16 protein-coding genes are annotated in these 13191 nt (G+C 60.6%); all 16 read right to left on the reverse strand.

All coding sequences use genetic code 11. The features are described 5' to 3' along the window. Positions 1-13: 13 nt before the first annotated feature. The 16 genes from ACODSJ_RS17830 to ACODSJ_RS17905 all read right to left on the reverse strand — a co-directional run bounded on the left by ACODSJ_RS17830 (position 14) and on the right by ACODSJ_RS17905 (position 13109). Positions 14-619, reverse strand: coding sequence for a DUF4823 domain-containing protein (locus ACODSJ_RS17830; RefSeq protein WP_260960848.1), 606 nt, complete (start codon positions 617-619; stop codon positions 14-16). 223 nt (positions 620-842) lie between these two features. After that, a complete protein-coding gene (locus ACODSJ_RS17835) occupies positions 843-1811 on the reverse strand; it encodes a GTP 3',8-cyclase MoaA (protein ID WP_489102985.1) in 969 nt (322 codons plus the stop codon). Between the two features lie 137 nt (positions 1812-1948). Continuing rightward, positions 1949-2587, reverse strand: a complete 639-nt coding sequence (locus tag ACODSJ_RS17840) for a TetR/AcrR family transcriptional regulator (protein WP_003204240.1) — start codon at positions 2585-2587, stop codon at positions 1949-1951. A gap of 385 nt (positions 2588-2972) precedes the next feature. After that, positions 2973-3767, reverse strand: coding sequence for a TatD family hydrolase (locus ACODSJ_RS17845; protein WP_489102986.1), 795 nt, complete (start codon positions 3765-3767; stop codon positions 2973-2975). Positions 3768-3778: 11 nt separating this feature from the next. Further along, entirely contained in the window at positions 3779-4135 is a 357-nt protein-coding gene (locus tag ACODSJ_RS17850; protein WP_489102987.1) for a PilZ domain-containing protein, read from the reverse strand. Between the two features lie 53 nt (positions 4136-4188). Further along, positions 4189-5175, reverse strand: a complete 987-nt coding sequence (locus ACODSJ_RS17855; RefSeq protein WP_489102988.1) for a DNA polymerase III subunit delta' — start codon at positions 5173-5175, stop codon at positions 4189-4191. Further along, positions 5168-5800 carry a dTMP kinase gene (gene tmk / locus ACODSJ_RS17860; RefSeq protein ID WP_489102989.1) on the reverse strand — a complete coding sequence of 211 codons (633 nt, stop codon included), beginning with the start codon at positions 5798-5800 and terminating at the stop codon, positions 5168-5170. The genes ACODSJ_RS17855 and tmk overlap by 8 nt, the downstream gene beginning before the upstream one ends. 19 nt (positions 5801-5819) lie before the next feature. After that, positions 5820-6947: an endolytic transglycosylase MltG gene (mltG, locus tag ACODSJ_RS17865; RefSeq protein WP_489102990.1), complete on the reverse strand. Its 1128-nt coding sequence runs from the start codon at positions 6945-6947 to the stop codon at positions 5820-5822. Positions 6948-6950: 3 nt separating this feature from the next. Next, positions 6951-7766: an aminodeoxychorismate lyase gene (gene pabC / locus ACODSJ_RS17870; protein ID WP_489102991.1), complete on the reverse strand. Its 816-nt coding sequence runs from the start codon at positions 7764-7766 to the stop codon at positions 6951-6953. After that, positions 7766-9010 (reverse strand): beta-ketoacyl-ACP synthase II, encoded by a 1245-nt coding sequence (fabF, locus tag ACODSJ_RS17875; protein ID WP_489102992.1) that lies wholly within the window; start codon positions 9008-9010, stop codon positions 7766-7768. Before fabF ends, pabC begins: the two co-directional genes overlap by 1 nt. A gap of 109 nt (positions 9011-9119) precedes the next feature. Next, entirely contained in the window at positions 9120-9356 is a 237-nt protein-coding gene (gene acpP / locus ACODSJ_RS17880; protein WP_489102993.1) for an acyl carrier protein, read from the reverse strand. A gap of 192 nt (positions 9357-9548) precedes the next feature. After that, on the reverse strand, positions 9549-10292 hold the full coding sequence (gene fabG, locus ACODSJ_RS17885) for a 3-oxoacyl-ACP reductase FabG (RefSeq protein WP_489102994.1): 744 nt from the start codon (positions 10290-10292) through the stop codon (positions 9549-9551). Positions 10293-10308: 16 nt separating this feature from the next. Next, on the reverse strand, positions 10309-11247 hold the full coding sequence (gene fabD, locus ACODSJ_RS17890) for an ACP S-malonyltransferase (protein ID WP_489102995.1): 939 nt from the start codon (positions 11245-11247) through the stop codon (positions 10309-10311). Positions 11248-11371: 124 nt separating this feature from the next. Continuing rightward, complete coding sequence (gene plsX / locus ACODSJ_RS17895; protein ID WP_489102996.1) at positions 11372-12382, reverse strand: phosphate acyltransferase PlsX; 1011 nt, start codon at positions 12380-12382, stop codon at positions 11372-11374. Between the two features lie 3 nt (positions 12383-12385). Beyond that, positions 12386-12568, reverse strand: coding sequence for a 50S ribosomal protein L32 (gene rpmF, locus ACODSJ_RS17900; RefSeq protein ID WP_003179396.1), 183 nt, complete (start codon positions 12566-12568; stop codon positions 12386-12388). A 13-nt stretch (positions 12569-12581) separates the two neighbouring features. Beyond that, positions 12582-13109 (reverse strand): YceD family protein, encoded by a 528-nt coding sequence (locus ACODSJ_RS17905; protein WP_489102997.1) that lies wholly within the window; start codon positions 13107-13109, stop codon positions 12582-12584. Positions 13110-13191: the final 82 nt, after the last annotated feature.

Raw genomic sequence — 13191 nt, forward strand, 5'->3', positions numbered from 1 at the left:
GGTGACTCCTTATCTATTCGTCGCTCATCCCCAGCAGGCTGCGGGCGTACTCACGCAGCGGTGTGGCGATGAGGTCTTGCGGCTGTTTGTCGTGCAGCGTCAACAGGCCGCCACGACTCTTGATCCGCGCAGTATCAATCAAATACTGGGTGCTGGTCTCGATCAACATGATCTGAATGACGCTGGTGTCGACACCCAGGCGATCCAAGGCCTCTTCGTCCTGCCATTCATCGGTGTTGCCAATGCGGTTATCGGCCTTGGCGAAGCGGGTGTACAGCAGGTAGTGGGCACCGGCGGCGCGGGCTTCACCCATGGCCTGGTCGAGGCCTTCGGGCACACGGGCGCGGCGGACCATGGGGAAATATTCGATAAAGCCGTTGAAAGCTTCTTCGGCCACGACGTTGGGACGCGGATAAGCACCGCCGGGTGGAGCGAAGGCCCCTTGAGCGATGTAGATGAACGAATCCGGCTGGATACGCAGATTATTCACACGACGGCTGTCGCTATGGTCCAGCAGGCCGGCGTCGCTCATGTGATAGCGAACACCCTCACCCATATCGCTGACGTTCATGCAGCCACCGAGCGCCAAAACGGCCAGCAGCAAAACCAGGCTACGCATCCTACCCTCCAGAGGCCGGTGTCGGAAAACCGGCGAATGGCCTCGGGATGCAGCTTTTGCGCCAGCTCGCAGAATGGAGGGGGGGTTCAGCCTTGGAATACCTCTGTGGCGAGGGAGCTTGCTCCCGCTCGGCTGCGAAGCAGTCGTAAGTTTTTAATACTTCAGGGGGCAGCTTCGCGGCCAGCGGGAGCAAGCTCCCTCGCCACAGGGGACCTAGGTCCGGTCAGCCGCCAATGATTTTCATGATCGTCGCGCCGCCGGAGAACGCCACTTCCTGCTTGTCCCCCAATGCCTTGACCAGCAAGCGCTGCAGCGCAGGCAATGCCTGGTGGCGGGGCTTGTCCAACAGATCGCCGACAAAGTGACGGTTACTCGACGACAGGCAACCATGCAACCAGCCCGTGGACGACAAGCGCAACCGCGAGCACGTGCGGCAGAACGGTACGCTTTCGTTGGCGATCACGCCGAAATGCCCCTGTCCCGGGATTTCGTAGCGCACGGCCGTGGCATCCACCGGTGCGTCGGCCTGCAAGTACTCATACTGCTCACCAATCAGGCCAAGCAATTGCTGGAGGCTGACAAATTGCTGCAGGAATGCATTCGAATCGCGGGCCAGGTGGCCCATGCGCATCAATTCGATGAAGCGCAGCTCATAGCCACGCTCCAGGCAGTACTCGAGCAGCGGCATCACCTGGTCCAGGTTCTGCCCGCGCAGCGGCACCATGTTGACCTTGATTTTCATGCCCGCCGCCCGGGCCTGCTCCATGCCGGCCAGCACGGTCGCCAGGTCACCCCCGCGCGCAATGCTGCGAAACGCAGCGGGGTCCAGCGTGTCGAGGGAAACGTTGATGCGCCGCAGGCCGGCATCCACCAACAGCGGCAGTTTCTTCGCCAGCAACTGACCGTTGGTGGTCAGGCTGATGTCTTCCAGGCCCATCTGCCCCACGGCGGTCATGAAAGGTTCGAGCTTTGGACTGACCAACGGCTCGCCGCCGGTGATGCGTAGGCGCTCGATGCCGGCGGCCTCGATCAGATACGCCACGCCCCGTGCCATGGCCTCCGCCGACAGCTCATCCTGTGCAGCCACCAGCCGCTTGCCGTCGGGCACGCAGTAGGTACAGGCATAGTTGCAAGCTGAAGTCAGGCTGATCCGCAGATTTCGGAAACGCCTGCCTTGACGGTCAACGATCATGGAACACTCCGGCGAAGAAGATTCGGCCTCGCGAAACTTGACTTAGAATTCAAGTTTTCGCAAGACCCAAGCCTGAGTATATTCCTCGGGCACTACGCCATGTAAGCGGACATGACGCAATCAGGCAGGTGAATGCCTCAACTGCTCGGAACGTCGGTATCGCGCTTGCGCTTGTTGCCCATGCGCACACCGATGTCCATCAGGAATTGGAAGAAACCTTCCTGGTCTTCCAGGACATTGCTCCAGAAGGGCGAGTGATACAGCGCCACCGCGCCGTGTACCAGGGCCCAGGCTGCGCAGTAGTGGAAATACGGTGGCACGTCTTCAAGCTTGCCTTCGCTGATGCGGCCCTTGATCAGCAGGGTCAGGCGCTCGAAGTTCGAGGCGCGGATCTTGTGCAGCTCCTCGACCATCTCCGGCACCTGGTTGCCCTTGACCACCTTCTCTTCCAGGCGGTCGAACAAGCGGTAACGCTGCGGGTCGCGCATGCGGAACTCGAAGTAGGCCCGCGACAGGGCCTCCTTGTCCTTGTCCACATCGGCCGAATGCAGCAGCTCGTTCAAGTCGCGCTCGTAGTCGAGCATCAGGCGCAGGTAGATTTCTGCCTTGGATTTGAAATGTTTGTAGATCGTGCCTTTGCCGATACCCACGGCATCCGCAATCATCTCGACGGTGACACTGTCTTCACCCTGGTCGAGGAACAGCTTGAGCGCGGTGTCGAGAATTTCCTGCTCGCGGCGACGAAACTCACGGACCTTACGAGGTTCTTTGTGCATAAGAAAAAGGTCTGAAGGGTCAAAATTCGAAGCCGGGTATTATGCCTAACTTACGCAAAAATGCACGGATCATCCGTCCATGGCGGTCGTTCTTCACAATATCCAGCGTACCTGGTTTTTTGTTTTTTCCTGCCGGGGCAGCCTGGGGCCGACGTTGCCGGCAGTGAGAACCTATCCGAAGCGAGCGTATTCCAAATTTGTTTAAAAACCACCCCCACCCAGACTGGACGCGTTCGCATACTGATCAATACTTCAAATGTCGGCGCGACATCTCCCCCAAGTGACGCGCTGATAAAGGTACCAATGGACCGCGTGCCTTTGTTTTACTCCTAATGGTCTTAACCCGGATTCACCCCCCAGAACCCGGGTTTTTTTTGCACGAAATTCAGGCCTTTTCCATACGGACATGGGCCAGCGGAAACAATTGCTTAAAATTTTTCGTGGTCTGTTCGGCAAACCGCTCGTAGGACTCGCCCCGCAACATCGCCAGGAACTCCGCCACTTCCCTGACATATTGCGGAAGGTTCGACTTGCCGCGATAGGGAACAGGCGCCAGGTACGGCGAATCGGTTTCCACCAACAGCCGATCGGCCGGCACTTTGCTGGCTACGTCGCGCAAGGCATCGGCGTTGCGGAAGGTGACGATCCCGGACAAGGAAATGTAATACCCCATGTCCAGCGCCGCCTTGGCCATGTCCCAGTCCTCGGTAAAACAGTGCAGCACGCCGGCCTGGGGCAGCGCCGCGTCACGCAGCAATGCCAGGGTGTCGGCGCGAGCGCCCCGGGTGTGAACGATCACCGGCTTGCCGGTCTGCCGCGCCGCCTCCAGGTGCAGCCGAAACGACGCCTGCTGCACGTCGGCGGCCTCCGGTTCGTAGTGATAGTCCAGGCCGGTTTCACCAATGGCGACCACCCGTGGATGGTCAAGCTCATGCAGCAACCAGTCCAGAGCCGGCGTGGCATCAGGCTGGACGTCCAGCGGATGGACACCGACCGAACAGTCGACGTCCTCATAGCGCTCGGCCAGCGCCTTGACGTCGGCAGCGTTGTCGGCGCTGACGCCGATGCACAGGAAGTGTCCGACGCCCCGCTGGCGTGCCGCGTCCAATGCGGCATCGAGGGAGCCGCCATGGGCAGCCAGGTCAAGACGATCAAGGTGGCAATGGGAATCTACAAGCATAAAGGGCCAGGCTACATCGTATGGGTGGGACGGTCGGACTTCAGGGATCCGGCCAAGTGGGTTTCGATTTGATTGCGGGCGCTATTGTCGCCGTCGTTGAATTGCACTCCGACCCCGGCAGCCCGGTTGCCCTGGGCCCCTTTGGGGGTCAACCAGATCACCTTGCCGGCGACCGGGATTTTCTCCGGCTCATCCATCAGGCTCAACAGCATGAACACTTCATCGCCCAGGCGATAATTCTTGTTGGTGGGAATGAACAGGCCACCGTTCTTGATGAAAGGCATGTAGGCCGCGTAAAGCACCGATTTATCCTTGATGGCCAGGGACAGGATGCCGTTGCGTGGACCGGGGCTGACGGGTTCGTTCATACAGACCTCCGCTGCAATTGAACTGCGATTGCGCTGAGTTTAGGCAGTGTCTGTCAGTTTCGACCAGGCAAACTCGCCCATTGCACCAACAGCGCCTCAAGCAGCAACACGCGGTTGAGGTTCGCCTTGCTCAGCACCTTCTGGCGTTGGGCAAGAATCCAGTCCTGAATGTTCAAGATTTTGTCGCGGCTGCTCTTTTGCGCCAGGTACTGGATCACCTTGCGCATGTCGGCCAGGCCAAGCCCCCCCTCATCCTCGGTGAGCTGGTAACGCAGGATCAGGTTCGACCAATCGCAGAACCAGTCGAACAGCAACAGCAAAGGGATGGCGTTCCAGGCTTCGGCCAACTGCGTGGGGGATAGCTGCTGCTTGAGCAGTTTCTTGACCCCATCCACCACCAAGGCCCGCTGTTCGCGCACACCCTGGACCTGCAGACTGACGGCCGCCAGGGGCGAGCCGGCGGCGAGGGTCAACAATTCGGCGCGCTCTTCGTCGGTGCTGTCGGGCAAGGCCTGGGCCAGCCACTCCAGGCTCATCGCCTCGCTCGGCAACGGGCAGGCCTGTTGCACGCAACGGCTCTTGATGGTCGGCAACAATCGGCTCGGCTGGTGGCTGACCAGCAACAGCACCGTGTCGCCGGAAGGCTCTTCGAGGCTCTTGAGCAAGGCGTTGGCGGCGTTGATGTTCATCGCCTCGACCGGCTCGATCAATACCACTTTGCGCCCGCCCATCTGCGCGGTCTGGACCACGAAACTGACCAGGTCGCGGACCTGGTCGACCTTGATCGCCTTGTCCGCCTCCTCGGGCTCCAACACATAATTGTCGGGATGACTGCCCGCCTTGAGCAGCAGGCAGGACTTGCACTCACCGCAGGCGTTCAAGCTCCCTGGGTTGTGGCACAGCAAGCTGGCCATCAACCGCTCGGCCAGCGCTCGCTTGCCGATACCCGCCGGGCCATGCAGAAGATAGGCATGGGCGTGCCGTGGACGACCGGCCATTTGCTGCCAGAGACCGTCCTGCCAGGGATAGGCTTCAGCCACGGGCACGCTCCAGCAACCGCGGCACCAGGCTGTCCAGGGACTGCTGGACCTGGGCCAACGGCTGAGCGGCGTCAATCAGCAGGTAACGCGCCGGATCGGCCTTGGCTCGCGCCAGGAAGGCGTTGCGCACCGCATTGAAGAAGTCCTGGCCTTCCAGCTCGAAACGATCCAGCCGGCCCCGCGCACTGGCGCGGGCCAGGCCGACGTCCACCGGCAGATCGAACACCAGGGTCAGGTCGGGCCGCAGGTCGCCCTGGACGAAGCTCTCCAGCGCGGCGATGCGCTCCAGGGACAAGCCCCGTCCGCCACCTTGATAGGCATAGGTCGAATCGGTGAACCGATCGCAGAGCACCACGGCACCACGGGCCAGCGCCGGACGGATCACCTCGGCCAGGTGCTGTGCCCGGGCGGCGAACACCAGCAGCAGCTCGGTGTCAGGGTTCATGGTTTCTTCGATGGGCGCCAGCAACACCTCGCGAATCCGCTCGGCCAATGGCGTACCGCCCGGCTCGCGGGTCAGCACCACTTCCAGGCCAGTGGCGCGCAGGCGTTCGGCCAGGTATTCGCGGTTGGTGCTCTTGCCGGCGCCTTCAGGGCCTTCCAGCGTTATAAACAAGCCAGTCACAGGCGATCCTTAATCAAAGTCATTGCGGGCTCGGCGGCTCGCCGGCATCCGGCTCCTGTGGCGGCGCTTCCTGTGGCACCGATTCGGGGGCCGTATCGGGCGACGCCGCAGGAATCGGAGCCGGGCTGGAGCGATAATCGGCGCGGCGCTTGAGCTGGTACTCACGCACCGCGCTGTTGTGCGAATCCAGGTCGTCGGAGAACACGTGGCTGCCATCACCACGGGCAACGAAGTAGAGGCTGTCGCCCGGCGCCGGGTTCAACGCGGCATGAATGGACTCGCGGCCCACCATGGCGATGGGGGTCGGCGGCAAACCCGGGACCATATAGGTGTTGTACGGGTTTTCTTCCTTCAGGTGCGCACGGGTGAGTTTGCCGGTGTAGCGCTCACCCAGGCCGTAGATCACCGTGGGATCGGTCTGCAGCAGCATGCCCAGGCGCAGGCGCCGCACGAACACGCCAGCGATCTGCCCGCGCTCCTGCGGCACGCCGGTTTCCTTCTCCACCAGCGATGCCATGATCAGCGCCTGATAGGGCTGGGTGTAGGGTACATCGGCGGCCCGCTGCTCCCACTCCTTGGCCAGCACGCCTTCGAGTCGTTCATAGGCTTTTTTCAGCACTTCGACATCCGAAGTACCGCGCACGAAGCGATAGGTGTCCGGAAAGAACCGGCCCTCGGGAAAGACCCCGGAATGCCCGAGCCGATCCATTGCCTGGCTGTCGCTCAGGCCGGAGAGGGTCTGCTGGAGTTTTTCATCCTTGGCCAGCGCGGCACGTACCTGGCGGAAATTCCAACCTTCCACCAGCGTAACGCTGTACTGCACCACTTCTCCACGCTTCCAGAGACCGATCAGGCCCTCCATCGTCATGCCGGGCATCATCCGATACTCACCGGACTGCAAGGGTTGATCGGCGAGGTTGAAGCGCCAATAGATCCGCAGCCAGAAAGCATCCCTGATCAGGCCATCGGTTTCGAGACGCCTCAAGGTTCCGGTCGGAGTGGTTCCATTGGGTACATCCAGCATTTCTTCCTGGGTAATGTTCAGCGGCTGTTGCAGCGCCGAATGAATCTTCCAGGCCGAAGCGCCCATCAACAGCCCTGCCAGAACCAGTCCGGTTTCCAGCAGCAGCAAGAATTTACGTCTCACGTATCAAACATCCAATAGCACGCGGGCAAGGGTCTGCAGTTTACGGGTGAGCGGCCCAACCGACCAGCGCGCCGAACCACATGCGTGCACTGGCCACACGCCATAAACGCTGTTGCAGACAAAGACTTCGTCAGCCTGGTGCAGCTGTTCGAGGCCAATGTCCGTGATTTGCGTGGCGATACCTTGAGACTCGGCTTGAAACAATAATTCCGCACGCATCACCCCCGCCACGCCACAACGGCTCAGGTCCGCCGTGAACAGGACGCCATTGCGCACCAGGAACAGGTTGCTGAACACACCTTCGATCACCCGCCCGGAGGTATCCAGCATCAAGCCCTCGGCGTGCTCCCCATCGCGCCACTCGGCACGGGCCAGGACTTGTTCCAGACGATTGAGGTGTTTGAGGCCAGCGAGCAAGGGCTGCTCGGACAAACGCGTCGTACAGGGAAACAGGCGCACACCGTGCTCGGCATGGGCATCAGGATAAACGGCCGACGGGCTCCCTTGCAGGATGCGCCGGACCGGGGCGTTGGGATCGGCGGCATAGCCGCGCAGGCTGTCGCCGCGGGTCACGATCAGTTTCAGCACGCCATCGCCCAGGCATCGGGCATAGGCCTCCAGCTCAGCGCTCAGTTCGATCCGATCGAGCTTGAGCGCCAACCGCTGGCAACCCAGTTCCAGGCGCTGCAAGTGGCGCTCCAGCAGAACCGGAATGCCATTGCGCACGGCGATGGTTTCAAACAACCCATCGCCATAAGCCAGGCCGCGGTCCTTCAGCGACAGAACATCAGCCGGCTGACCGTCGACCCAGCTCTCCATCAACCGGCGAACCGACGGAACACCAGCGAGCCGTTGGTCCCGCCGAAGCCGAAGGAGTTGGACAACACCACGTCGATGTCCATGCCACGAGGTGTGTGCGGCACGAAATCCAGGTCGCAGCCTTCGTCCGGCTCGTCGAGGTTGATGGTGGGTGGTGCAACCTGGCTGTTGATCGACAGCACACTGAAGATCGCCTCCACCGCACCCGCAGCACCCAACAGGTGCCCGGTCATCGACTTGGTCGAGCTGATCGCCAGCTTGTAGGCGTGCTCGCCGAACACCGTCTTGATCGCCTGGGCTTCGGCCAGGTCACCGGCCGGGGTCGACGTGCCATGGGCGTTGATGTATTGCACCTGCTCGCCGTTGATTTTCGCGTCACGCAAGGCGTTGGCGATGCAACGGGCAGCACCGGCACCGTCGGCCGGTGGCGACGTCATGTGATAAGCGTCGCCACTGGTGCCAAAGCCGATCAGCTCGGCGTAGATGGTCGCACCCCGGGCCTTGGCGTGCTCCAGCTCCTCGAGTACCAGCGCACCGGCACCGTCGGACAATACGAAGCCATCCCGGCCCTTGTCCCATGGTCGGCTGGCGCGTGTCGGCTCGTCGTTGCGGGTGGACAGCGCACGAGACGCGCCGAAGCCGCCCATGCCCAGGCCGCAAGCGGCCATTTCGGCGCCACCGGCAATCATCACGTCGGCTTCGTCGTACATGATGTTGCGGGCCGCCATGCCGATACAGTGGGTACCGGTGGTGCAAGCCGTGGCGATGGCGTAGTTAGGTCCCTGCGCACCCAGGTGAATGGACAGGAAACCGGAAATCATATTGATGATCGAGCCCGGCACAAAGAACGGAGAAATCCGTCGCGGCCCCGACTCGTGCAACGTGCGGCTGGTTTCTTCGATATTGGTCAGTCCGCCAATACCCGAACCCATGGCCACGCCGATGCGCTCACGGTTGGCATCGGTGACCTCCAGCCCGGCATTGCGCACGGCCTGGAATCCGGCTGCCAAGCCGTATTGGATGAACAGGTCAAGCTTGCGGGCTTCCTTGACCGACAAGTATTCCTCGACATTGAAACCCTTTACCGAGCCGCCAAAACGGGTGGAATAGGCGGAAAGGTCGGTGTGCTCGATCAGACCAATGCCACTACGGCCGGCCAGAATGCCCTGCCAACTGCTTGGCACATCGGTGCCCAGTGGCGACAACATACCCATACCGGTGACTACGACGCGTCTACGCGACACAGCACTCTCCTTTTTTCAAATGACGACTTTGCATCAGGCCTAAAGAAAAAACCGCACGCCATGATGGCAGTGCGGTTTTTCCATGACAGCTAGCGACGACTAAAAATGATTAGCCTTGCTGGCTATTTACGTAGTCGATAGCGAGCTGAACAGTAGTGATTTTTTCAGCTTCTTCGTCAGGAATCTCGGTTTCGAATTCCTCTTCCAGAGCCATCACCAGCTCAACGGTGTCAAGGGAGTCGGCACCCAGGTCTTCAACGAAGGAAGACTCGTTCTTCACTTCTTCCTCTTTGACGCCCAGTTGCTCGGCAACGATTTTCTTGACGCGCTCTTCGATGGTGCTCATACCTTGTTTTCACTCCTAATGGACAAATTCAGGCAGCTGGCCGGTGGGTAAGTGTATAGAAGAACTTTTCGGTTTTTCAACCGAAAGCTTCACTCCTCAAACCCAGCGGCCCGCCGCCTATAAATTGATTGCAGCTTTATAACGGATTTTAGACAGCTCGTATGACATTTTTTTTGAAGCAATCCGTCACATTTAACTCATGTACATCCCGCCGTTCACCGGGATTGTAGCCCCGGTCACGTATGCCGCACCGTCCGATGCAAGGAAAGCAACCACGGAGGCAATTTCTTGAGCTTGCCCCAGACGACCCAGCGGAATTTGCGTTTGCAAGGCTTCGCGCTGTGCTTCCGGCAGTTCGCGAGTCATGTCGGTGTCGATGAAACCCGGGGCTACCGAGTTTACCGTAATCGAGCGCGAACCCACTTCACGTGCCAGTGCACGGCTGAAACCTTCCAGACCGGCCTTTGCCGCAGCATAGTTTACTTGGCCTGCGTTGCCCATGGCACCCACAACCGAGCCGATACTGATAATTCGACCCCAACGAGCCTTGGTCATGCCACGCAAAACGCCCTTGGACAGCCGGAACAGACTGTTCAGGTTGGTATCGACCACGTCGAACCATTCGTCATCTTTCATGCGCATCATCAGGTTATCGCGGGTGATACCGGCATTATTGACCAGGATCGCCGGCGCACCGAACTGCTCCTGGATGCTTGCCAACACCGCTGCAACAGATTCGTCGCTGGTGACGTTCAGCTCCAGGCCAGTGCCTTGGATGCCGTTTTCCTTCAGGGTCGCGGCGATACGCTCAGCGCCCGAAGCGGAGGTGGCGGTACCGACGACAATGGCGCCTTGACGACCCAATTCCAGGGCAATGGCCTGGCCGATGCCGCGGCTTGCACCGGTCACCAGTGCAACTTTACCTTGCAGACTCATGCAAGCTTCTCCTGTTTCAGGCCTGCGCTGCACGGGCGGCAGCGAAAGCATCTGGGGTATTGAGGTTGGAAGTCGACACGCCTTCGGCGCAGCGTTTGTTCAGACCGGCCAGCACCTTGCCAGGACCGCATTCGACCAGCTCGGTCGCGCCCTTGGCCGCCAGGGTCTGTACCGATTCGACCCAGCGAACCGGCTTGTAGAGTTGTTCCAGCAGATCGCGCTTGAGGGTCTGCAGATCCGGCGCCACGTCGGCGCTGACGTTCTGCACCACAGGGATCTGCGGCGCCTGCCAGTCGATGGCGGCGATGGACTCGGCAAAGCGCTCGGCCGCCGGACGCATCAGTTCGCAGTGCGACGGCACGCTGACCGGCAGCGGCATCGCGCGCTTGGCGCCCCGCGCCTTGCAACCTTCGATCGCACGCTCGACCGCAGCCTTTGCACCGGCAATTACCACTTGGCCCGGGGAGTTGAAGTTCACGGCGCTGACCACTTCGCCTTGCGCCGCTTCGGCACACGCAGCCAGTACATCGGCATCTTCCAGGCCGAGGATCGCGGCCATGGCGCCCTGCCCGGCCGGAACGGCCTCCTGCATCAACTGGCCACGACGCTCCACCAGCTTCACCGCATCGCCCAGGCTCAGGCTGCCAGCGGCCACGAGGGCGCTGTATTCACCCAGACTATGCCCGGCAACGAACGCCGGGCGCGCACCACCTTCAGCCAGCCACAGGCGCCACAGCGCGATCGAGGCGGTCAGGATGGCCGGCTGGGTCTTGTCGGTTTGATTGAGTTGCTCTTCCGGCCCCTGCTGGGTCAGCGCCCACAGGTCATAGCCGAGTGCAGCGGAAGCTTCTTTGAATGTTTCGAGGACCAGCGGGTATTGCGCGCCCAGCTCGGCCAGCATGCCGAGGGACTGCGAGCCCTGTCCTGGAAAGACGAATGCGAGGGAAGCAGACATGAAAACAAAGCCCCTAATGATCTTGTCGTCAAAAATTGACGCCCCTGAGGGGCGCTAGAAAACTGACAGTTGGATGGCGGCTTGAACCGACCGGTCACATTTAAGCATTGTCAGGCGAAAACGCCTAAGTTAACAAATCTTCGAGGCGACCATGAAGGCGCTGGGGCAGGTTTTCCTGGATTTCGATCACCGCACGGTTGATCGCACTCTGGAAGCCCTGTACGCCGGCCGAACCATGACTCTTGATGACAATGCCTTGCAAGCCCAGGAAACTCGCGCCGTTGTGCCGCGCCGGCGCCAGGTCCGCCTGCAACCTGCGCATCAATGGCAGCGCCAGGGCACCGACCGCACGCGAAGCCAGGCTGCGCTTGAACAGCGCCTCGATTCGCCCACTGATCATGGTTGCCAGGCCTTCGCTGGACTTGAGCAGGATATTGCCGACAAAACCGTCGCACACCACCACATCCGCCTCTCCCCGATAAAGGCCATCGCCCTCGACGAAGCCGATGTAGTTGATCCCTCGCGCGCCCTGCAACAAGGTAGCCGCCAGCTTGACCTGCTGGTTACCCTTGATGTCTTCGGTGCCGATGTTCAGCAACGCCACACGAGGGCGCGAAATACCCAGGGTTTCCGCCGCCACCGAGCCCATCACGGCAAATTGCAGCAAGTGCTCGGCACTGCAATCGACATTGGCCCCGAGATCGAGCAACTGGCAAAAGCCACGCTGGGTGGGGATCGCCGCCACCATGGCCGGCCGATCGATACCCGGCAGGGTCTTGAGCACATGGCGCGACAAGGCCATCAGCGCACCGGTATTGCCCGCACTGACACACGCCTGGACCTTGCCGTCGCGCAGCAGCTCAAGAGCCACACGCATCGAGGCATCCGGCTTGCCACGCAGGGCCTGGGCCGGCTTTTCGTCCATGGCAATGACTTCGGACGCAGGGGTAATGGACAGGCGCGCGCGATCCACAGCCGATTGGCCGCTGAGCATTTCTTCCAGGAGGGAGGGTTGACCGACAAGGGTCAGGTGCAGCGAGGGCGTAGCATTCAGACAAGCAAGGCTGGCCTGAACAATGCTGCGGGGACCGAAGTCCCCGCCCATTGCGTCAATCGCGATGACTTGAGCGGACAAGGATTACTCGTCAGCGCCCTTGTCGATCACTTTACGACCACGGTATACGCCTTCTGGCGATACGTGGTGACGCAGGTGAACTTCACCGGTGGTCTTTTCTACGGACAGGGTGCTAGCCTCGAGAGCGTCGTGCGAACGGCGCATGTCACGGGCAGAGCGGGATTTTTTGTTCTGCTGAACAGCCATAATTGATTAACTCCTAAACGTTTGGGTCACGCTTTAACTGCGCCAATACACTGAACGGGTTGGACCGCGTTACCTCGTCCTCGCTCGGTTCGGGTTCATCTGCTCCCGCCGGCTGCTGGCATTCTTCCGGATGATGAGCAGGCACAATGGGCAAGGCGAGCAGAAGCTCTTCCTCGATCAGTGACTGCAGATCCAATGGATCCTCGCCCAGTTCCAGCACGTCATAACCTTTCGGCAACGACTGGGTATTCGCACCCTCCTTCACCACGGCGTAACTGCATTCGCTGTGGATCGGCAGGGTGACCAGCTCAAGACAGCGCTGGCAAACCATTTTGACTTCAGTGTCGATAAAGCTGTGGATCACCACAGATTTACGTTCATCTCGTTCAAAAACGAATTTGGCCTGGACCGTACCGACGTCGTCGGAAAGCGGGTCGCAAAGTCTCTTCAAATCGGCCAGCAGCAGTTCACCTTGGATGGTGGCGCCACGGTCAGCCAATTTGCGCGGGTCAACGTGAGGTGGAATCGGGTCATTCAACATAGGCGCAGCATTATAGGGATGCCCCCGGCCATGTCAAAGGAAATTCAGCCCTGTCCGTCACTTGCACGCCTCGATAGAATCC

This window comes from Pseudomonas sp. FG6, assembly GCF_057809015.1.

What these genes read in the sequence shown, in the direction of transcription:
- rpmF (WP_003179396.1), bottom strand. Translation starts at nt 12,568, where the DNA reads ATGGCTGTTCAGCAGAACAAAAAATCCCGCTCTGCCCGTGACATGCGC.
- fabD (WP_489102995.1), bottom strand. Translation starts at nt 11,247, where the DNA reads ATGTCTGCTTCCCTCGCATTCGTCTTTCCAGGACAGGGCTCGCAGTCC.
- ACODSJ_RS17835 (WP_489102985.1), bottom strand. Translation starts at nt 1,811, where the DNA reads ATGATCGTTGACCGTCAAGGCAGGCGTTTCCGAAATCTGCGGATCAGC.
- ACODSJ_RS17850 (WP_489102987.1), bottom strand. Translation starts at nt 4,135, where the DNA reads ATGAACGAACCCGTCAGCCCCGGTCCACGCAACGGCATCCTGTCCCTG.
- fabG (WP_489102994.1), bottom strand. Translation starts at nt 10,292, where the DNA reads ATGAGTCTGCAAGGTAAAGTTGCACTGGTGACCGGTGCAAGCCGCGGC.
- acpP (WP_489102993.1), bottom strand. Translation starts at nt 9,356, where the DNA reads ATGAGCACCATCGAAGAGCGCGTCAAGAAAATCGTTGCCGAGCAACTG.
- pabC (WP_489102991.1), bottom strand. Translation starts at nt 7,766, where the DNA reads ATGGAGAGCTGGGTCGACGGTCAGCCGGCTGATGTTCTGTCGCTGAAG.
- ACODSJ_RS17840 (WP_003204240.1), bottom strand. Translation starts at nt 2,587, where the DNA reads ATGCACAAAGAACCTCGTAAGGTCCGTGAGTTTCGTCGCCGCGAGCAG.
- ACODSJ_RS17830 (WP_260960848.1), bottom strand. Translation starts at nt 619, where the DNA reads ATGCGTAGCCTGGTTTTGCTGCTGGCCGTTTTGGCGCTCGGTGGCTGC.
- ACODSJ_RS17905 (WP_489102997.1), bottom strand. Translation starts at nt 13,109, where the DNA reads ATGTTGAATGACCCGATTCCACCTCACGTTGACCCGCGCAAATTGGCT.
- ACODSJ_RS17845 (WP_489102986.1), bottom strand. Translation starts at nt 3,767, where the DNA reads ATGCTTGTAGATTCCCATTGCCACCTTGATCGTCTTGACCTGGCTGCC.